17 protein-coding genes are annotated in these 19939 nt (G+C 70.4%); 9 read left to right on the forward strand and 8 right to left on the reverse strand.

Annotated elements, in window-relative coordinates:
* The first annotated feature begins 356 nt into the window (after nucleotides 1–356).
* Complete coding sequence (locus tag K8612_RS26535) at nucleotides 357–788, forward strand: hypothetical protein (protein WP_223764353.1); 432 nt, start codon at nucleotides 357–359, stop codon at nucleotides 786–788.
* Here K8612_RS26535 and K8612_RS26540 read toward each other — a convergent pair.
* The 3 genes from K8612_RS26540 to K8612_RS26550 form a co-directional block, all read right to left on the reverse strand.
* A complete protein-coding gene (locus tag K8612_RS26540) occupies nucleotides 785–1747 on the reverse strand; it encodes an HTTM domain-containing protein (protein WP_223741288.1) in 963 nt (320 codons plus the stop codon). The genes K8612_RS26535 and K8612_RS26540 overlap by 4 nt on opposite strands.
* A complete protein-coding gene (locus tag K8612_RS26545; RefSeq protein WP_223764354.1) occupies nucleotides 1744–2289 on the reverse strand; it encodes a hypothetical protein in 546 nt (181 codons plus the stop codon). Before K8612_RS26545 ends, K8612_RS26540 begins: the two co-directional genes overlap by 4 nt.
* Nucleotides 2290–2401: 112 nt before the next feature.
* On the reverse strand, nucleotides 2402–2797 hold the full coding sequence (locus K8612_RS26550; RefSeq protein ID WP_223741286.1) for a hypothetical protein: 396 nt from the start codon (nucleotides 2795–2797) through the stop codon (nucleotides 2402–2404).
* A gap of 247 nt (nucleotides 2798–3044) precedes the next feature.
* Between K8612_RS26550 and K8612_RS26555 the strand changes: the two genes are divergently transcribed.
* The 5 genes from K8612_RS26555 (at nucleotide 3045) to K8612_RS26575 (ending at nucleotide 12301) form a co-directional block, all read left to right on the forward strand.
* Nucleotides 3045–4682, forward strand: coding sequence for a calcium-binding protein (locus K8612_RS26555; RefSeq protein ID WP_223741285.1), 1638 nt, complete (start codon nucleotides 3045–3047; stop codon nucleotides 4680–4682).
* A 170-nt stretch (nucleotides 4683–4852) separates the two neighbouring features.
* A complete protein-coding gene (locus K8612_RS26560; RefSeq protein ID WP_223764355.1) occupies nucleotides 4853–6175 on the forward strand; it encodes a thrombospondin type 3 repeat-containing protein in 1323 nt (440 codons plus the stop codon).
* 36 nt (nucleotides 6176–6211) lie between these two features.
* Nucleotides 6212–8197: a vWA domain-containing protein gene (locus K8612_RS26565; RefSeq protein ID WP_223741283.1), complete on the forward strand. Its 1986-nt coding sequence runs from the start codon at nucleotides 6212–6214 to the stop codon at nucleotides 8195–8197.
* Nucleotides 8194–9984, forward strand: a complete 1791-nt coding sequence (locus K8612_RS26570; RefSeq protein WP_223741282.1) for a vWA domain-containing protein — start codon at nucleotides 8194–8196, stop codon at nucleotides 9982–9984. The genes K8612_RS26565 and K8612_RS26570 overlap by 4 nt, the downstream gene beginning before the upstream one ends.
* A 16-nt stretch (nucleotides 9985–10000) precedes the next feature.
* On the forward strand, nucleotides 10001–12301 hold the full coding sequence (locus K8612_RS26575) for a hypothetical protein (RefSeq protein ID WP_223741281.1): 2301 nt from the start codon (nucleotides 10001–10003) through the stop codon (nucleotides 12299–12301).
* 59 nt (nucleotides 12302–12360) lie between these two features.
* Here K8612_RS26575 and K8612_RS26580 read toward each other — a convergent pair whose 3' ends face one another.
* Nucleotides 12361–12795 (reverse strand): hypothetical protein, encoded by a 435-nt coding sequence (locus K8612_RS26580; RefSeq protein ID WP_223741280.1) that lies wholly within the window; start codon nucleotides 12793–12795, stop codon nucleotides 12361–12363.
* Nucleotides 12796–12883: 88 nt separating this feature from the next.
* Between K8612_RS26580 and K8612_RS26585 the strand changes: the two genes are divergently transcribed.
* A complete protein-coding gene (locus tag K8612_RS26585) occupies nucleotides 12884–13324 on the forward strand; it encodes a hypothetical protein (RefSeq protein WP_223741279.1) in 441 nt (146 codons plus the stop codon).
* Nucleotides 13325–13334: 10 nt separating this feature from the next.
* On the opposite strand, the gene K8612_RS26590 is transcribed toward K8612_RS26585, so the two are convergent.
* Complete coding sequence (locus tag K8612_RS26590) at nucleotides 13335–14987, reverse strand: GMC family oxidoreductase (protein ID WP_223764356.1); 1653 nt, start codon at nucleotides 14985–14987, stop codon at nucleotides 13335–13337.
* Nucleotides 14984–15637, reverse strand: a complete 654-nt coding sequence (locus K8612_RS26595) for a gluconate 2-dehydrogenase subunit 3 family protein (RefSeq protein WP_223741277.1) — start codon at nucleotides 15635–15637, stop codon at nucleotides 14984–14986. Before K8612_RS26595 ends, K8612_RS26590 begins: the two co-directional genes overlap by 4 nt.
* 74 nt (nucleotides 15638–15711) lie before the next feature.
* Between K8612_RS26595 and K8612_RS26600 the strand changes: the two genes are divergently transcribed.
* Complete coding sequence (locus tag K8612_RS26600; RefSeq protein WP_223764357.1) at nucleotides 15712–17031, forward strand: hypothetical protein; 1320 nt, start codon at nucleotides 15712–15714, stop codon at nucleotides 17029–17031.
* A complete protein-coding gene (locus K8612_RS26605; RefSeq protein WP_223764358.1) occupies nucleotides 17028–17579 on the forward strand; it encodes a hypothetical protein in 552 nt (183 codons plus the stop codon). The genes K8612_RS26600 and K8612_RS26605 overlap by 4 nt, the downstream gene beginning before the upstream one ends.
* Nucleotides 17580–17628: 49 nt before the next feature.
* Here the strand turns inward: K8612_RS26605 and K8612_RS26610 are convergent, their stop codons facing one another.
* Together K8612_RS26610 and K8612_RS26615 are read right to left on the reverse strand one after the other, a co-directional pair.
* Nucleotides 17629–18276: a DUF3332 domain-containing protein gene (locus K8612_RS26610; RefSeq protein WP_223764359.1), complete on the reverse strand. Its 648-nt coding sequence runs from the start codon at nucleotides 18274–18276 to the stop codon at nucleotides 17629–17631.
* A 56-nt stretch (nucleotides 18277–18332) separates the two neighbouring features.
* Nucleotides 18333–19697: a sigma 54-interacting transcriptional regulator gene (locus K8612_RS26615; RefSeq protein WP_223741273.1), complete on the reverse strand. Its 1365-nt coding sequence runs from the start codon at nucleotides 19695–19697 to the stop codon at nucleotides 18333–18335.
* Nucleotides 19698–19939 lie beyond the last annotated feature (242 nt).

Here is a 19939-nt window from a genome sequence, read left to right on the forward strand (position 1 = left end):
TGCGCGCTCCGGAAGGGCACCGGCGTCACCCCGCTGGGGTATGTGTGGAGGCCGCCGGATGCGGGCTGCCAGAACCCGGTCCACGAAGTGAACTGGTGCGAGGAGCCCTCCTCGCGCGAGTGCCGTGCCCAGGCGATGGTGCATGAACTGGCCCATGCCTGCGGCTGGAAGCATCGGCAGGGCCTTGGGGTTCCTGGCGATGATGGAGATCTCCGGTGCGAATGACCCGCTCGATGTTCCTGTCCCTCGGCCTCATGCTCCTGACCGCGTGTCAGGGGGGACTCTTTTCCAGTGCGCGGCCCGGTGCCGACACTCCACCCGCCACATGCCCCAAGCATGAAGCGGCGACCCCTCGGGTGGAGTTCCAGCACGCGGGCTTCGACGGACAGACCTTGTCGGGACGCCTGCTGCTGGGGACCTCGAGTGGAAGCCTGTGCCTGGACCGGCGGCTCATCGAGAGCCACACGCTGACCGTGGAGCGGGTCCTGGACTGTGCCAGCGGGCAGCCCCTGCCGCTCCTCGACGTCGATGTCCGGACGCCACCGCGCAGGGAAGAGGACCTCCTCCTCCTCAAGCCAGGCCAGTGGTACGGGCGGGATGTGTCCGTCCCGCTCTTCCCACAGTCCGCGACCGGGCAACCCGGACCTGCCTGTGTCGACGTGGAGCTGTCCGTCCATGCGCTGGATGCCGCCAACCTCGCGAAGCCGAGGCTGCGCGTGACGCGCGCCCCGGCTCCCGAGTCAGAGGCTCCTCCCGCGGACGGCGCTCCCCGGGAGCCGTCACCCTAACGCGCGGGATTCGAGTGGAAGGGGAGCAGCACCTCGGCGCGGACCCGGGTGGCCAGCGCCTGGGAGAGCAGCGGCCAGCCGAACGCCGCGAACGTGAGCATGGCCATCATGCCGCTGAACATCCACAGCCCCATCATCACCGCGATGCCCAGGTGCATGCCCACCGTCATCGCCACCCAGAGCCCCCGCGTCCGCCGGGGCCAGACGAACAGGGCATAGCCCACCTCCACCACCAGCGTGCCCCACGAGGTGAGCTTCACCGCCCACGGCACCGACGCGAGCCACGCGAAGTCGAACTGGCCATACTGGGGCTGCATCAGCACCTTCCATATCGCCGTGCCTTCTCTCCAGAGCGGCCCCAGCAGCTTCTCGATGCCCGTGGCGAAGTAGATGATGCACAGGTGCACCTGCAACACGCGCAGCGCGAGCGTCGCCATGGCGGAAGGGGCGCCGGAGGCCCGCCCCACGCGCACGTCCCACGAGAAGGCTTCGCCCACCGGCATCACCGCGCAGTAGAACAGGCTGATGTGCGCGAAGGTCTCCACGCCGTAGACCAGGAATGGGCTGCTGTTGAGGATCACCGTATGGGACGTCCACGCCACCACCGCGGACAGCCGCGTGCGCAGGCCCAGCAGCAGCCCGACCAGCGAGACGCAGTAGATGAGCAGGACGCCTCGGACCACGGCCTCGGAGGAGAGCCCCAGCGGTGCCATCGCGGCCACCAGCGCGGCGAACCGGGGCACGAATTCGGTCGCCAGGGACTCGGAGATGCTCCAGGGGACCAGCCCCCGGTCATCCACCAGGAGTTGCAGGCTGTCCGACATGCTCCACGCCTGCACGAGCAGCAGCAGCGCGACGCCGATGCGCAGGATGCCCAGCGGCCCGGGGGATGAGGGCTCGGCGATGAACGCGGCCAGGCGCTGGCCCGCGGTGGGACGCTGGCGCAGGGAGGCACTCATGGCGCCACCGCCTGCGCGGCGAGGGAAGGGGCGGAGGCGAGCCGGTGCTCGAAGACCGCCTTGTAGGTCTCCGTCCACACGAGCGGCGCGCCGTCCCGGTGCGCCTCCATGGTGGGGACCTCGAGCAGCTCCATGCGCACGGTGACCGCGCGAGCCTCCGGGTGCTGTCCGAACATCGTCGCGGCCCAGGCGCGGGCCATCGCGTCCTGGCCATTGTTCAGGTCGAAGCGCAGCAGCATCGCGTAGACGCGCACGTTCAACGCGTCGTTGTCGAACTGGAAGTCGTCCTGCTCGTGCTCGCCGTCTGGATGCTCCACGTCGAACGACACACGCACCGCCGGGCTCACCCCCGGCGCGAAGAAGCTGAAGCGGCTGGCCGCGCCCGTCCAATGCGCGTATCCCCGGACCCAGGCATTCGTGCCGGTCGGGGCCTGGAAGAGCCGGATGTGCAGTGCACCGCAGGTCACCAGCATCAGATGCAGCACGGCAAGGCCGGTGACGAGCCCGTGCCAGGGTGTCAGGGAGGGTGAGGCAGGTCGCATGGGGGCTCCGGAAAAGAGGGACGCCGGAGGCGGGAGTCCTCCGGCGTCACAGGGTGGCTTGGGCGCTGAGCGCTACGCGTTGGGGCGCGATGGGCCGGTCAGCGAGGACGCGTTACAGCAGCGTGCCGGTCGTGGAGCCCAGGAGGTCGCCGAGCACGGTGCCGAGGATGTCGCCGAGCACGGCGCCGGTCGTGGAGCCGGTCGTGGCGCCGGCGAGGTTGCCGGTGACGTTGCCCGTCGTGTTGCCCACCGTGTTGCCCGTCGTGTTGCCCGAGGTGTTGCCCGTCGTGTTGCCACCGGAGGTGCCCGAGGTGGAGCCCGAGGTGGAGCCCGAGGTGTTGCCGCAGTTCGGCCTGCTCCGCCCCGCGATGGACGTGCTCTTCGACACCAGGACCGCCTCCTCCAGCGGAACCGCCGGCCGCGGGTTGTTGGCCATCGCGCCCGTCGCACCCAGCGCCAGCACGAACATCGCCACGGTCCCGCCCAGCTTCACGTGCGTCTTCTTCATGGTCTTGCTCCTTGGGGATTGAACTGCATGGGCAATGTCTTTCCCCTCCCCGAAATCGGAACCATCCCGGTAAGACCAGGATTCTGTTGGGAGCTGATTCCAGGCGGGATGTGGACATTCCAGCCGGATTGGCGGCGAGCATTTCTTGGCGGGGACGAAGGGATGGGCGCGGTGTCGGGGGCCTCACGCGGCGCCGCCCTCGGGTCGCTTGCGTTGGAAGGGGGGGCTGAGGTCTACAATCCAACGGATGCGTTCCTCCCCCCGGGTCGCCTGGCTCCTGCTTCCCATGTTGTGGCTGTCGTGCACCGACGCAGGGCTCTATTCGATTGACGACCGCGCGGGCGGCACGCGGGACCGCGCCAACTTCGAGGGAGACCTCTGCGTCCCCGAGGCCACCGGCGACGCGTTCCCCGTGAAGGTCATCTTCGCGCTGCAGGGCGGCACCGGCGTGGAGCCGGAGGTGGTGGGCTCCGCGGTGGACGGGCTCACCACGCTCACCTCGCGCTATACCGGCCCCCAGATGCGCTTCGGGCTCGTGGCCTTCCACTCGGTGGCCACCGGCCTGCAGGGCAGCTTCACGGACGCCGCCAGCTTCCAGGCCGTGCTGCCCCGCTACGCCAGCTACCAGCAGGACGGCCCCATCAGCATCCGCTCCGCGCTGCGGCTGTCCAAGAGCCTGATGTCCGGCGAGATGCAGGCCACCTGCAGGGGCGAGGTCGCGCGCTCGCGCTACGTGGTCGCGCCCGTCATCCGCAGCTCCGACGTGAGCTGTGACAACCCGGCCTTCAACATCGGCATCGACAGCCGCTGCACCGCGCTGTCCCAGGCCGCCGGCTGCAACGCGTCCCCGGAGGCCCAGGCCCAGTGCAACGCCTCCTGCAGCCAGTGCGAGCTGACCGCCGTGGTGGGCGAGCTCAAGGGCCTGGTGGAGCAACTGGGCGCGGGCGCCGTCAGCGTCCAGCCCATCTACGTCCGCGACGCCACGCCGGACCCCGTCACCCGGTTGCAGGTGGCCGCCATCGCCAACGCGGGCGGCAGCGCGCCCGTGGAGACGGACTTCGTGGGCCTGCCCAACGCGCTCCGGCTGCTGGACTACAGCGCGCTCGACAACGCGCTCAAGCTGAAGCGCTTCCTCGCCTTCAACCGCAACGTGCAGGTGAGAAACGGCCAGATGCTCACCGACAGCGACGGTGACGGCGTGGCGGACGACGACGAGCGCGCCCTGGGCCTGGACCCCGCCGTCCCCGACACCGACCAGGACGGTCTCATGGACGGCGTGGAGCTGCGCATGGGCCTGGACCCGCTCGCCGTGGACATCATCAACGGCTGCAGCGTGGTGCAGGACACGGACGGCGACCGGCTCAACGACTGCGAGGAGCGCGTGCTCGGCAGCGACCCCTGCGTGGGCGACACCGACGGCGACGGCCTGCCGGACCTGGTGGAGGCCCTGTCCCAGACGAACCCGCTCATCGCCGAGGACCTGCTCGACACCGACCGCGACGGCATCTCCAACGTGGCGGAGGTGGAGGCCCACGGCGACCCGCTCAGCGCCGACCTCGACTTCCACCGCGAGCGCGGCTACGGCTACTCCATCGTCCCGCTGCCCCCCACCGCCACCAGCGACCGCGCCTGCTACCGCACCCGCGTGGAGAACGTCTCGCTGGTGCCCACCGTGGAGCGCCCCCACCCGCTGATTCCCGGCGAGGTCATCCCCGCCGGCACCAACGAGGTCTACCTCTACCTCCAGGTGGGCCGGGACAATGATCCGCGCGGCGCCGGCGTGGGTTCGCTCTTCATCCAGGAAATCCAATACGACCCCGACACGGGCCGCACCCCCGCCGGCATGGTCCCGCTCGTCTCCGACGACTTCATTGTGGGCACCTGAGACGGCCCGCTGACGTGGGGTGTTCCCCACAGTCTCAATGGGGTGTCCCCCCCACACCCATCCTGTAGCAGTCGCTTCCGCACGCATAACCCCTTGAAGTTCCTGACCCTGAAACTCCTACAGACGCGGGATCGCCTCTTGCTAGGGCGGGGGTTGTGAAAGGAGTCACCATGACGATTGGTCGCATTGCCCCCATGTTGGCGCTCGGAGCCTTCCTGGTGCTGAGCCCCCGCACCGTGCAGGCCCAGGAGCAGAACCCGGACAACCCGGAGTGCCTCGGAGATGAGTGCGGTCGCCCCAAGGAGGAGGGCGGCGGCTGCGGTTGTGGCTGCGGCTGTTCCGTCTGGGTGGCGTACACGGACGACGGCAAGACGCTGTCGTACACGGACGACGCGGACGGCGACGGCAAGGCGGACGACAAGGACAACTGCCCCTTCACGTCGAACCGCGACCAGACGGACGGTGACGGCGACCTCGCTGGCGACGCCTGCGACAACTGCGCGGCCGTCTCCAACGCCACGCAGTTGGACACCGACGGTGACGGCATCGGTGACGCGTGCGACCCGGACGACGACAACGACGGCAAGCCGGACGGCGAGGACAACTGCCCCTCCATCCCGAACGCCACCCAGGCGGACAACGACGGGGACGGCATTGGCGACGTCTGTGACGACGACGACGACAACGACGGGCGCAAGGACGGCGAGGACAACTGCCCGCTCATCGCCAATGAGAACCAGCAGCTCCCGGCGGACGTGAGCGCGTGCCGCGTGGACGCGGACGGCGACAACGTCTCCGACAACCTGGACAACTGCCCCGGCCTGTCCAACCCGGACCAGAAGGACACCAACGCCAACGGCATCGGCGACGCGTGCGACCCGGACATCGACGGTGACTCGGTGCTCAACACCGCGGACAACTGCCCGGCGGTGGCCAACCGCGACCAGGCGGATGACGACGGCGACGGCCTGGGCGACGCGTGCGACACGCGCTACTGCGTGGTGCTCAACAAGGACAACCCCAACGACTGCCTCGACCCGAAGTCGCCCTTCAGCGTGGGCACCGGCGGCGTCATCAGCGTGGAGAAGACGGGCATGGCCGTGCGCCCGCCCCTGTTCGCCAACCGCAACGGCGCGGCCATCGAGTACACGTGGACGGTGGTGAAGCGTCCCTCCGGCTCCACCGCGGTGGTGGAGAACCCCAAGGGCGCCGTCACCTACAGCCGCCACTGGGAATACCAGTACGTGGACGGCAGCGTGCCCAACTTCCAGCCGGACAAGGAAGGCGAGTACGAACTGCAGGTGTCCACGCGCCTGGCCTTCGCGGACCGCGTGTTCCCCGACCAGCGCGCCTCCGTGTCCAGCCTCTTCGTGAAGGTGGGCAAGGACGACAACTCCGGTGGCGGCTGCACCTCGCTGCCCGCGGGCGGGAGCGTCGCGGCCCTGGGCGCTGGCGTGCTCGGCCTGCTGCTGCGCCGCCGCAAGAAGGCGTAAAGAGAGATGTCCCCCATGCCAGGAGGTCCGCATCGCATGCGCCGTCAGCTCGTCGTTCCGCTTCTTGCGACCGGCCTCCTGGCCCTGGGTGTGCTGTCCTGTTCAGACACGCTCCTGGAGCCGCGCGCCCAGGAGCAGTCCCAGTTGGATGACCGGCTGACGCTCACCGGCCGGGTGTGCACGCGCCCGGCGAACCCCACCGGCTTCCCGGTGAAGGTGGTGCTCGTCGTGGACGAGTCCGGCAGCATGTGCGTGTCGGATCCGCCGGGCTCTCAGGAGGGCAGCGGCTTCTGCGAGCGCGCGGAGGTGCAGGCCATCATCCCGCCGGGCGTGACGGAGCCCGCGCGCGTGCGCGCGCTGAAGAACCTGGTGAACGGCTTCCGGCGCATCAACGACGCGCGCCAGGGCAACATCAGCATCGCCATCGCCCCGTTCGAAACGAACGTGAAGAACACCTGGCCGCCGGCCTCCACGGGGGACCGCTTCGCGCCGCCGGGCAACATCAACGGCTACATCGAGGGCCTGCAGTCGCAGTTGGGCAAGGGCACGGACTACCAGGGCGCGCTCAGCTACGCGTACAGCCTCATCGCCAGCGACATCGAAGCGGTGTCCCAGGCCACGCCGGAGCTCCTTCCGCGCACGCGCTACGTCGTGGTGTTCCTCACGGACGGCACGCCGTACCCGCGCTGCTCCGCCAACGACGACCTGTCCGTCTACGCGGGGCCGGACACGCCGGACCTCACCTGGCGCGACTCCATCTCCAGCTTCTGCAACGCCACCAGCACCACGGACGCCATCACCGGCTTCGAGGTGGGCACGGACCGCAACCAGAACTACCAGCTCTTCAGCTACGTGCGCCGGCTGATGGAGCTCAAGACGCAGTACAACGTGGGCGACGTGCGCATGCACACGGTGCTGCTCTTCAACGAGGAGGCCGTGCGCGCCTGCGGCCCCATCTGCCAGGACATCTACGGCACCTACCCGGGCGTCCCGGAGGCGCAGTACCCGGCGGCGGCGAAGAAGATCGCCTCGTACCTGCTCAAGCGCTTCGCGGAGATGGGCAACGGCGTGTACCAGGAGTTCAGCGACACGGCCGAAATCGGCGAGCTGGGCCTGGGCGCGCTGGACTACTCCTCCTTCGCGTCGCCCAACGTGATGAAGACGCTGCTGGTGGAGCCCCTGAGCTCCGCGCCGGGGGATGACGGCCGCGTGCTGGACAGCGACGGCGACGGCGTCCCGGACTCGCTGGACAACAGCTTCACGCTCAAGACGAACCCCTTCACCATCGACAGTGACGGGGACTGCCTGAGCGACGGCTTCGAGTACCGGCGCCAGGACCAGGGCTTCAAGCCGGGCAACGACCTGGACGCGCGCGGCTGCAACCCGCAGTCCCCGCTGACGCCCGGCTGCATCTGCCGGGACACGGACGGTGACGGGCTGTCGCAGTTCGCCGAGGCCTACCTCAAGACGCGCCAGGGCATCGTGGACAGCGACGGCGACGGCGCGCCGGACGGGCTGGAGGCGAAGTACGGCCTCAACCCGCTCCAGTCGAGCGTGGCCGGCCTGGACACGGACGGCGACGGCGTGCCGGACGACGAGGAGCTGAAGGCCGGCAGCGACCCCACCCGGCGCGACCGGCCCTTCCACGACAAGTACGGCATCCAGTACGAGGTGACGAAGGTCCCGGGCGGCACCGACACGGACGGCGTCTGCTACGACTTCACCGTGTCCAACCTCCAGTTGGTGACGCCGCCGGACCGCTCCGGCGTGAAGCAGGGCTACAACCTGTTCAAGGTGTGGTTCGCGGAGGCGCCGGAGAGCGGCGTGGCCACGGACTACGGCGTCTGGCGCACCGCGTGCGCGTGGGCGCAGTACGCGCCGCCCAGCGTGCGCGTGCCGCTGGGGCCGGACCTGGCCATGGATGACGGTGACTTCCGCCGGCCGGATCAACTGGTGGACCCCTGGAGAGCCCAGGGCAATTGCGTCGGCGTGTCGCCTTCGCAGGGAGGCGCGTCGCCGTGAGCCGCGCGGGACGTTGGTTGGCCCTCACCCTGGTGGGGTTCGCCGTGGTGGTGGCCTGTACGGATTCGTACCTCTACGACCCGCGCCGCGACACGGAGGTGCCCGCGGACCGGGCCGTGGCGCTGGACGGGCGCTTCTGCACGCTGGGCGCCAACGAGGTCATCCGGCCCATCAAGATCATCGTCGCCATGGACGCCAGCCAGTCCATGCGCGTGAGCGACCCGGACGGCACGCGCGCCACGGCGCTGGTGGACCTGATTGAAAACCTGCCGCAGGACGACGAGGTCTCCATCGCGGTGATGCTCTTCGCGGGCAGCACCACGGCGTTCCTCACGCAGGACCCCGGGCCTCCGGCGGAGGACGGCTTCGTGCAGGTGTCCCAGTTGGACGCCACCGCGAAGGCCATCCTCACGGAGAAGCTGCTCACCTTCCGCAACACGGACACGTCGCCGAACCGGGACTCGACGGACTTCGTCAAGCCGCTGTCGGACATCTACTCGCTCATCAACACGGACATCGCGCGGGCGCGGCAGCAGCCCAGCGGGAGCGACGCGCTGGCGCAGGCGCGCTACTCGGTCATCTTCCTGTCGGACGGCAAGCCCACCAACAACCAGGATGACGAGCTCATCCGCGGCGACGCGGTGGTGCGCATCCGCCAGTTGCGCGACCTGGTGGAGGACGTGCGCTTCAACACCGTGCACGTCTTCAACCCCACGCAGCCGGTGCCGTCCGTGTGCGACCTGGTGGCGGAGGACGGCGGCTTCGGGGACGGCGGCTGCCCGCTGCTCATCATCAACCAGAACGCGGACCGCCTGGAGAAGATGGCCACGCTGGGCGGCGGCAACTTCCGCGACTTCCGCAACAACGAGCCCATCAACTTCCTCAACTTCCAGTTCGGCCAGGTGCGCCGCGCCTTCATCGTGAAGGACTTCGTGGCCTCCAACTTCTCCGCGCCCCCGGGCAGCCCGCTGGATGAGGCGGACACGGACGGAGACGGCCTCACCGACGCGCGCGAGTACGAGCTGGGCACGAACCCCAACCTGCGCGACACGGACGGCGACGGCTTCAGCGACGGCGTGGAGGTGTACTTCCGCGACCGCGGCGTGCAGTTCGACCCCACCCAGGAAGTGCAGCCGGACGGCGGCGGCCTGGACAAGGGCTGCCCGCCCGCGCTGCGCGGCGTGGACACGGACTGCGACGGCCTCCTGGACTGCGACGAGCAGTTCATCGGCACCAACGCCACCCTCCAGGACAGCGACGGCGACGGCGTGCCGGACGGCATGGAGTGGCGGGGCGGCACGCAGGGCTCCAGCAACGACATGGACGAGGACCCGGACACGGACGGGCTCACCAACCGCAGCGAGGCGCGCATGCACATGCGCCCCCTGCAGGTGGACACCGCGAACCTGGCCTCGGACGCGTACCGCTACAGCCTGGAGGCGGACGGCCCGGTGGATGACCAGGGCCGCCAGTGCTACCGCTTCCGCGTGGACAACGTGCTGCTGGCGCCCACCATCGCCATGGTCGCCGACGGCGGCGTGGACGGGGGCGTGGACGCCGGCACCGTGCAGCGCGGCGCGGGCTACAACGACATCTACCTCTCCGTGTCCATGCTGCCCGCGGACGACCCCACCGCGCGCACGCTGGTGCGCACCTTCCGCGTGGACTCCGTGCGCTACCCGGTGGGCGGCATCAAGTCGCCTCCGGATGGCGTCATCCGCGTGAACCCCGAGGACTTCGTGGACGGCTGCCCCGGCGTCGTCCCGACCCTCTCGCCCGTCCCCTGATTCTCCCGAGCCCCCCATGCGCCTTCGCACCCGACTGCTCCCGCTCGCGCTCCTGTTCCTGGCCGCCTGTTCCTCCGGCGGGGATGACACGCCGGACGCCGGCACGGGCGTGGTGGAGGACCTCTGCAACAGCCGCGACGAGGCGCTGACGAACGCGGACTGCGAGCTGAAGCCCGGCGTGCCGCTGGAGCGCTTCCTGGCGCTCACGGGCGACGTGAAGGCCGGTGACGAGGACTGGTACAGCGTCCGCATCCCCGCCACCGCCAACGCGCGCACGCTGGTGCACGTCACCGGCACGTACCTGGCGTCCAGCACGCCGGTGAACCTGTCCGTGACGGTGCAGGAGAAGGACAAGAGCACCGCGCTGGTGGCGAAGTCGGACCAGCACGGCTCGGGCGCCCCGAAGCCGGTGGACATCATCCTGCCGTACGCCACGCCGGACACGCAGCTCCTCATCGTGGTGCGCGACGCGCCGACGAACCCCGCGCGCCCCAACTTCGATGCGCGCAACCCCTACCGGCTCACGGTGGAGCTGCTGGAGAACCCGGACGCGAACGAGCCCAACGACGTCACGCCCACGCCCATCGCGCTCGCGGCGCAGGGGGCCGTGCAGGTGGGCACCGCGCAGGGCTACCTGGCCACGGACAACGACGTGGACCGCTTCAGCTTCCCGCTGACGGCGGGGAAGATCGCCTACGTGCGCATCACCGCGCCGGACCAGGGCTTCCCGCCCAACTACCGCCTGTCCTACGAACTCGTGCGCCCCAACGGCACCGACAAGGAGTCGGAGGGCAACGTGCTGCCCAAGGTGCACCCGGGCGTGCTGGCCACCGCGCGCAAGGTGAAGCTGGCGGGCACCTGGGGGCTGGTGGTGAAGGGCTACCGGGGCAACAACGAGCCCGTGCCCTCGGGCGACCTGCGCCAGCCCTACGAGGTGGAGGTGCGCGTGGTGGATGAGGTGGACCCGCGCGACCAGTCCGGGGACAACGACGCCTACGCCCGCGCCTTCACCCGCAGCCTGGTGGGTTCGCCCGGGACGTCCACGACCTTCGAGGGCCGGCTGGGCTACGTGGGCGACCGCGACTGGTTCGCGCTGAGCCTGCCCGCGTACGCGAAGCCCAGCGTGCTGCGCTACCGGCTGGTGGAGGTGCCCACCCCCACGCGCTTCGACCCGCTGCCCCTGCCGCTGGGCCAACTGGCGGACCGGCAGGTGCTGGTGTTCACCACGGTGAGCACGGCGGTCACCGCGGAGCAGCGCGCCACCTGCACCAGCGACGCCACCGTGTGCCCTCGCGACGCGCGCGAGCACCCCGACGCGCCCTCGCTGGTGCAGGCCTACTGCAACAACGCGGAGGCCGTGCTGTGCATCCAGTCGCTGCGCGAGGAGAGCGACCCGGCGCGCTTCCCCGGCCTGAGCAACTTCCAGGGCGCGCTGCCGGTGCCCGCGCACGCCGCGTCGTTGACGTACCACTTCGTGGTGCAGGACGACGGCAACAACTGGGCGGATGACCGCGACTACCGGCTGGAGGTGTCCTGGGAGGCGGAGGACGCGGAGGAGGAGAACGCCTACAGCGGGGGCGTGGAGCAGGCGCGCTCCAAGACGCTCGGCGGCGTGGGCGCGGGCAGCCTGCCCGTGGGCAACGCCACCTTCGAGGCGAAGGGCCAGTTGACGCATGGCCACGGCCGGCTGCGGGGCAACGACCGCGCCACGGGCCTGGGCGTGCGCGGCCCCACGGACTACGACGCGGTGCCCTCCGACACGGACACCTTCCAGTACCAGCTCCCCGCGCTGAGCGCGCCCGAGGACGCGGCGTGGCTGGTGCAGTGGGACGTGGACAACCTGCCGGATGGCGGCACGCCGCACGGGCTGGCGCTGGATGTGACCTTCTGCGACGGCACCGCCACGGACGGCGGCGCCGCCACGTGCACGCCGGTGACGACCACCAGCATGGGCGGCGCGCTGACGCTGGCCTACAGCCCCACGGTGATGCGCGCGTGGCACACCTCCGCGAGCGCGCCGCTCAGCAGCTACCAGGCGCTGTACCAGTTGGAGAAGACGGCCACCACGACGCGCGTCACGGTGGCGCCCTACGCGTGCGCCTGCCTGGAGCGGCGCTTCATCCGGGGCGGCACGCTCAAGGTGGCGGTGAGCGCCACCGAGCGCACGGACTACACGCCCGTGGGCTACACGCTGCGGACCGGCTACGGCGACTACCCGCGCGGCTACACGGCGGCGGATGGTGGCGCGCCCACGTCGTGCCCGGCGCCCACGCAGGACGGCGGCACGTGGGTGGGTGGTTGCCAGTTCACCCGCTAGCGGGCCCGGGCGGGCGGCGGGGCTTCACGCCTCCGCCGCCTCCGGGGGCACCGCCGGGACTACGGCGCGATGCCCTTGCCCTTGAGCGCCAGCTCGCGCGTCTCGCCGTTGGCGGCGTTGGACTTGAGGGTGAGCGTGCCGGTGAACTCCTTCGCGGCGTTGGGCTTGAAGGCCACCTCGATGAAGGCGCGCTCGTAGGTCTCCAGCTTCAGGGGCCCGTTCTCCGGCCAGGTCTCCGGCTTCTTCATGGTGAAGACGCTGGGGCCGGAGATGGAGGCCTCGTTGAGCTCCAGCGTCTGGAGGCCGCGGTTCTCGATGTAGAGCGTGTTGAAGGTCGTGGCTCCCACGTAGGTCCCAGCGGAGAACTCCGTGTCGAAGCTCAGCTCCGTCCGGTCGATGAGCAACTGCGGCGTGTTCGGCAGCTCCTCGGCCTCGTCTCCGCAGCCCGCCAGGGCGATGATGGTGAGGGGCAGCCACAGGTTGCGCAGGCGCATGGACATCCACTCCTCGGTGAGGTTTGAAAGAATGTCTGGTGTTGTAACACGGAATGTCTCGCGACTGGCGGGCGCGGTGATGGGATTGATGCTCGTCGCATGCGGCGGCTCGCGGGAGGACTTCATCGGCGCGCGCGTGCTGGACGTGTGCAAGGCGTCCTGGCCCGTGTGCAGCGAGTACGCGGGCTGCATCCTCGGGCCGGAGAGCTACTCCGAGGGCCGCTTCCCCGGGCGCGGGCAGGTGCTGGTGCGCGTGCCGGAGGCCTCCACCATCAAGGTGAGCTTCTACCTGGAGGAGGTGACGGCGGCCGGGGAGGAGACGGCCATCACCGTGCACGAGGAGGGCTGCCGCGCACGGCAGCGCAAGGCGTCCACGGGCCGCGCGGCGTTGGACCAGATGGAGAAGTTCGGCGTCTTCACCCAGCAGGCGGACGTCACCGGGGTGGGGGACCACCTGGTGGAGTTCGACTCCGACATGCAGGCGCGCTACGTGGTGAAGGTGGACGTGACGCCGCTGCGCCTCCAGTAGCGCGCGGCCGTCAGCCCTTGAGCGTGCGCACCAGGTGGTCCGCCACGCGGAAGCTGTTGGCGGCGATGGTGAGCGTGGAGGGCACGCTGCCGCCGGTGGGCATGAAGCTGCCGTCCACGACGTAGAGGTTGGGCACCTCGTGCGCGCGGCAGTGCTTGTCCAGCACGGAGGCCGCCGGGTCGTCACCGAAGCGGCAGGTGCCGTGCTGGAGGATGGTCGTCTCGCCCTGCGTGCCCACGCGCTCCACGCTGTCCGGGTCCAGGCGCATCAGCACCTCTTCGCCGCGCTCCACCAGGAAGCGCGTGGCGGCGAAGTCCGCGGGGTGCCGGTCCAGGGTGATGGCGGCCACGGGGATGCCGTACTTGTCCTTCACCTCGGGCTCCACCGTGACGGAGGTGCCGGGCGTGGGGAGGAACTCCGCGTAGACCTCGAACTCGAGGATGCGCGAGTCGCGGTACGCGCGCATGCGGTCCTTCAGCTCCTTGCCGAACACGCCCGCCTTGCCGGTGCCCGCCAGGCCCACCGCCGCGTAGATGGGGTTGGGGTGCGCCCACATGAAGCCCAGCGTGCCGCCCTTGCGGAAGCCGTGGCGCCCGTCCGGCATCAGGTAGAAGTCCTGGAGGCTGCGGTTGACGAAGGGCGCCGGGTCCGTGAGCCAGGGCCGCGCGGCCTTCTGCCTGGACACGCGGAAGTGCGCCCGCGCGCCGCCGAAGGAGCTGAAGAGGAGGTTCTTCCCCACCAGCCCGCTGCCGTTGGCGAGCCCGTTGGGGAAGCGGCTGGAGGTGGAGTTGAGCAGGAGGCGCGCGCTCTCCACGGCGGTGGCGGAGGCGATGATGACCTTCGCGGGCTGCTCCCGCGCGACGCCGTCCTTGTCCAGGTACACCACGCTCTTCGCGCGGCCCTGCCGGTCCACTTCGATGGAGCGCGCCATGCTGCCCGGGCGCACCTCCACGTTGCCGGTGGCGATGGCGTTGGGGATGAGGCTCGCGAGCGTGCTGCTCTTGGCGCCCGTCTCGCAGCCGTAGCTGCCGCACAGCGCGCAGTACGCGCACGGAGAGCGGCCCTTGTAGGCCTTGCTGATGATGCCGCGCGCGGTGGGCAGGGCGTGCCAGCCCATGGCCGCGCACACCTTGTCGATTTCGGACGCCACCGGGTGCACGTCCAGGGGCGGCAGCGGGTAGGGGCCGCTGCGGGGCTCGGCGAAGGGGTGGGGGACGGCCTGGCCGGACACGCCCAGCTCCGCTTCCGCCTTGTCGTAGAAGGGGGCCAGCTCCTCGTAGGAGATGGGCCAGTCCGCCACGGTGGTGCCGGGCACGGCGCCCAGCGTGGAGCGCAGGCGGAAGTCCACCGGCTTGAGGCGGTAGAAGAAGCCGCTCATGTGCACGGTGCCGCCGCCCACGCAGTTGGCGGTCCACGCGGCGTTGCTGCGCTCGTAGCGGGCCCTGGCCCCCTGGCGCACCAGGTGCGGCTCCTCCCACGGCAGCGGCATGAAGAAGTTGCGGCGGCTGTTGAGGATCTCGTCGTGGACGAAGTCCCTGGGCTGGTAGTGGCGGCCCTTCTCCAGCACCACGACCTTGAAGCCCGCCCTGCCCAGCTCCAGCGCGAGCGGCGCTCCGCCCGCGCCGCTGCCCACGATGCACACGTCCACGGAAGGCAGGCTCACGGGTGGTGACCTCCGCACTCGCGCAGGCACTTCGGGCCGTCGTAGCCCTCCGGGGGGGCCATGGCGAGCGTGCCCACGGTGTCGAAGCCCATCAGGCGCCAGCCCACGCGGCCCTTGTTGCCGCCGTAGGACGGGTCGCCCAGGAAGCCCTCCAGGCTGAGCGTCATCAACAGCTCGAAGAAGTGGGCCTCGCCGCTGCCGGCGGGGCTGTCCTTGAAGAGGGCGAGCAGCTCGTCCTGCTGCTCGGGCGTGGCCTGGGCGAAGCCCTTCTGGAACATGCGCTGCGCGCGGCGCTCCAGCGCGGACAGGCCCTGGAGGAAGTCGCGGTGCATGGACTCCAGCCCCTGCGTCTCCAGGATGCGGTCGATGTAGAGCGCCACGTCCGCGTCCTGGGCGCCCGGGTCTTCATCGCGGGGGAGCAGCCGCTCCGTGGCCGCGGCGACGACGGCGTACTCGAAGGCGGAGAAGGTGCGCAGCGTCTGGCCGGCGGAGGTGGTGCCGGTGGGCTCCGGGGCCTTCTTCGCTTCCGCCTCCTTCGAACGTTTACACGCAGCGCCGCCCAGCAGCACCACGCCGCCGCCGAAGAAGGTGAGCCGCTGGATGAAGGTGCGCCGGGACAGCTTCGGGGGGAGCGAACGCGCGCGAGCCATGACATGCGAGCCTAGCCCAGGTGCCCTAGGATGGCGCGCTCAACCAGGCCGACTGGACCAAGGAGAAGAACCGTATGAAACGGCACGCGTGGCTACTGGGAGCGGCGCTCGCGCTGGGATGTGGCGGCGGCAAGCCCGCCAACCCGGACGCGGGGTCGAAGCCGCAGGACGACGGCGGAAAGACGGACACGCCCTTCGTGCGGCTGACGGTGGACACCGGCGCGAGCGAGCAGACGGCCATCTCCAACATCGCGATGGCGGTGGGCCCGGAGGACCGCATCGGCATCGCGTACTACGTGAAGGTGAACGACAAGGACTTCGAGCTGCGCTACCGCGAGGTGCGGGACGGCCAGGTGCAGGCGCAGGCGGAGACCATCGCCACCGTGCAGCGCGTGTACGGCGTGTCGCTGGCGTTCAGCCCGTCCGGCCAGCCCGCGGTGAGCTACCTGGGCGGCGGAAGCGATGACTCCATCTTCTGGTTCCAGAGCGACCTGGCGGTGTCCTACCGCAACGCGAACGGCACCTGGACCGAGCACATCGCCGTCACCCAGGGTGACGAGGCCGTGGCGGGCAACCCGGTGAGCGACACGGGCTACCTGGTGGGGCTCAACCCCTCCATCGTCTTCAGCGGCAGCCAGGCCCTGGTCGTGTACCGCGACGGACACAACGGGCAGTTCCCGCAGCAGGACTGGGCGGGCAGCGACGTGGAGCTGGCCAGCGGCGGGCCCACGGCGTGGCAGCACCGGGTGGTTGCGTCGGGCGGCGACCAGAAGAACGCGTACGGCGGGCACCTGCAGATGCTGATGGCGGGTGAGCAGCCCGCGCTGGTGTTCGACCAGGCCTTCGGGGCTGCGGACGCGCCGGGGCAGAACGTGTTCTTCCAGCGCCGCAACCCGGACGGCACCACGTGGACGCCGCCGGTGCAGGTGCAGGCGGTGGGTAACACGATGCTGGGCGCGTCGATGGCGTACGACCCGGCGGTGGGCTTCGGCATCGCGGCGGTGGACCGCTCCAACAGCCGGCTCACGCTCATCACCTGCGCGGGCACCACGGGCACGAAGTGCACGGCGGCGGGGGACTGGACGACGCCGGACCCCGTGTACCAGACGGGTTCCGGCGGCTGGTACCCGTCGCTGGCGTTCGACCCGAAGACGCACGACCCGTCCATCGCGTTCCACATCTGCTCGCTGGAGTCCGGGCGCAACGAGGGCAGTTGCTCGCCGTCCGACGACGCGCTCGTCATCGCCACGCGCGTGGAGGACCAGTGGCGCGAGGTGACGGTGGACACGGCGGGCGGCTGGTCGCCCAAGCTGGCGTTCCTGTCCTCCGGTCAGAGGGTGGTGCTCTACCGCGCGGGCGGCACGCAGGCCCTGACGCTGGCGGTGGAGCGGTGAGCCTCGCGGGACGCGCCGTGGCGGCGCTGGGGCTCGCGGCCGTGCTCAGCGGCGCGGGCGCCGTCGCGTGCCGGGGAGACAACGAGCTGTCCGGCAGCGTGTCGGAATTGTTCCCCGTCACCGACGTGTCGCGGGTGGAGATCCGCCGCAACCCGGAGGCGCTCCAGGTGAGCTACTTCCGCAACAACGGCCTGGACGTGGACCTGGTCGCGCGGCTCACCGTGGACACGGAAGGCGTGGACCTGAAGCCGGGCACGAAGGTGCAGCTCGGCGGTACCACGCCCTCCGGCCGCGACCGCGCGTCGGTGGTGCACGTGGCCGCCGGTGAACCGGCGCGCGTCTTCACCCAGGTGGAGCGCGGCGACCTGGTGCTGGATGAAGGCGGCAACGTGGGCGAGCCCACGCGCGGGGACTTCTCCCTGTCGTTCAAGAAGGGCGACGGCTACGGCGCGGGGCGCAGCATGGAGGGGACGTTCAACTCCCTGGCGCTCGACGCGGGCTTCGGCCCGGACCTGGGCGACGTGGTGGTCGACGAGCCCGCGCCCTGAGTCACCCCGGGGCTTCCGGTGGTTCGCGCCGGAAGCCCCAAGCTGTCTGCTACGGCGTGCAGGTGTCGAGCGTGGCCATGCCCTGGGACAACTGCCCCTGGTGCGTGGCGAACCGCGCGAGCGCCGGAGCGCCACCGTCCATGAAGAGCTGGCGCGCGGCGTCCACCGCGTCCCGCGCGTGCACCGTCACGGTGGAGCCGCCCGCGTCCGTCACCTTCACCGCGCCGTCCGCCTGGCCCTGCGCGCGGATGAGCAGGGCGCCCGCCTCGTCGCGCGCGACCATGCCGTCCTCCAGCGGCTCGAAGTAGCGCACCAGCGGCTCCTGGCCTTCACGCTGGAGCTCCAGGCGCATGACGCCGGACTCCACGTCGCGGGACATCTTCAGCGTGTCGGTGGGGCTGAGCTTCACGATGCGCGTGTTGGAGTCTTCGCCCTCCACGCTGCTCACCGGGTTGCCGCCGGTCCAGAACTCGATGCTGTTGACGACGAGCGCGTCCACCAGCGTGCCAATCTCATAGACGGGCACCACGATGAACACGAGGAACACCAGCCACTGGACGAACTTGTTGCCGGAGATGCCCTTGTTGAACTGCCAGATTTTCTGGGTGAGCTTGAACGAGCCGAAGCAGCCCGTCGCGTTCATCATCAGGACACCCGCGCACAGCACGCCGAGCCAGCGGGACGGACGCATCTTCATGAAGCCCTCCTGGGGGATGGGGACCGCGGAAGCGGCCGCCACCATGCCACGAAGGGTCAGTCCGACTCGCTCTGAACCAGCCCGTACTTGTGCAGCAGCGAATAGAGGTGCTTGCGGTCCAGCTCCGCCTCGCGGGCGGCGCGGGCGATGTTGCCCCGGGCGCGGCCCAGCAGGCGCGTGAGGTACTCGCGCTCGAAGGCACGGACGAGTTCGTCCTTGCACACCTTGAACGGCCCGGTGAACTCCACCGGCAGGAAGTCCCCGGCGGGGGCGGGCACGTCGCGGGTGAACTCGCGCAGGAGGTTGTCCCCGGCGAGGCCCGGGATGTCCACCATGTGCCGGGCGCGCTCCAGGGCGTTGCGCAGTTCGCGCACGTTGCCCGGCCAGGTGTGCCCCAGGAACTGCTCCTGGATCTTCTCCGGCAGCCGGGGCCAGAGGCCCTCGCCCGCGAAGGCCTCCACGAGCAGCGGGATGTCCTCCTTGCGGTCGCGCAGGGGCGGCAGGCTGACGGTGAAGACAGACAGGCGGAAGTAGAGGTCCTCGCGGAAGCGGCCCGCCTGGGTCTCCGCCCACAGGTCCTTCTTGCTGGCCACGACGATGCGCGAGTCGAAGGAGATGGGCGTGGAGGAGCCCAGGCGGCGGAACTCGCGGTCCTCGATGGCGCGCAGCAGCTTGGGCTGCAGGTCCAGGGCGAGGTCGTCGATTTCGTCCAGGAAGAGGGTGCCGCCGTGGGCGCGCTCCAGGCACCCGATGCGCTGGCCCACCGCGCCGGTGAAGGCGCCCTTCTCGTGGCCGAACAGCTCGGACTCGATGAGGGAGTCCGACACGCTGGCGCAGTCGAAGACGACCAGCGGCCCGGCCGCGCGGGGGCTCAACTTGTGGATGGCCTTGGCGCCCGCGCCCTTGCCGGAGCCCGTCTCGCCCACGAGCAGCACGGTGGAGTCCGTGGGGGCGATGCGCTGGAGCAGCGCGAAGATCTGCCGCATGGGCACGCTGCGGCCCACGAGGTCGCCCAGCCGGTCCTCGGCGGTGGGCTCCACCTGCACGGGCGTCATCTGCGGGCTGAAGCGCAGGCGCACGTCGCCCACTTCCAGGAGGGCGCCGGGGCGCAGGTAGGCCTCGCGCACCTGGGCGCCGTCGAGGAAGGTACCGTTGGTGGAGCCCAGGTCCTGCACGAGGAAGCGGTCGCCCTGGCGGCGCACCACCAGGTGGTTGCGGCTGACGGTGGGGTGGTCGATGACGACGTCGTTGTCGGTGGACTTGCCGACGCGCAGGTCCTCCGTGGCGAGCGGGTACACGGTGCCCGCGCGTTCGGTGTCCAGCAGCACCAGGTGGAAGCGCTGCGCGGACAGCCGTTCCCCCTGCGCCCGCGCGGCGACGACGGTGTGCGTGGGGATGGGGACGGGAGGAACGGGAGGCATGAGCGGCCGGGGAGTCTAGACGGCTTCGGGCCCGCGCGGGCTGTCTGTCGGCGCAAGCCGTGCCCGGCAGGTGGGTAGCCGGGCACGGCGCGTCAAAAGCGTGTGCGCCAGTTTGTTTTCTCGCGGTGCGAGAGATGGGGCCGTCTTCATCACCGGCGTGTGGAGTTGCAGGCCCAAGGACAACGGCCGCCCTCCCCATGAAGGGGAGGACGGCCGTGTCGGGACTTCGGCGTGGCGGGTGC

This window comes from Corallococcus sp. AS-1-6 (assembly GCF_020037015.1).
In the GTDB taxonomy this organism is placed as follows: domain Bacteria; phylum Myxococcota; class Myxococcia; order Myxococcales; family Myxococcaceae; genus Corallococcus.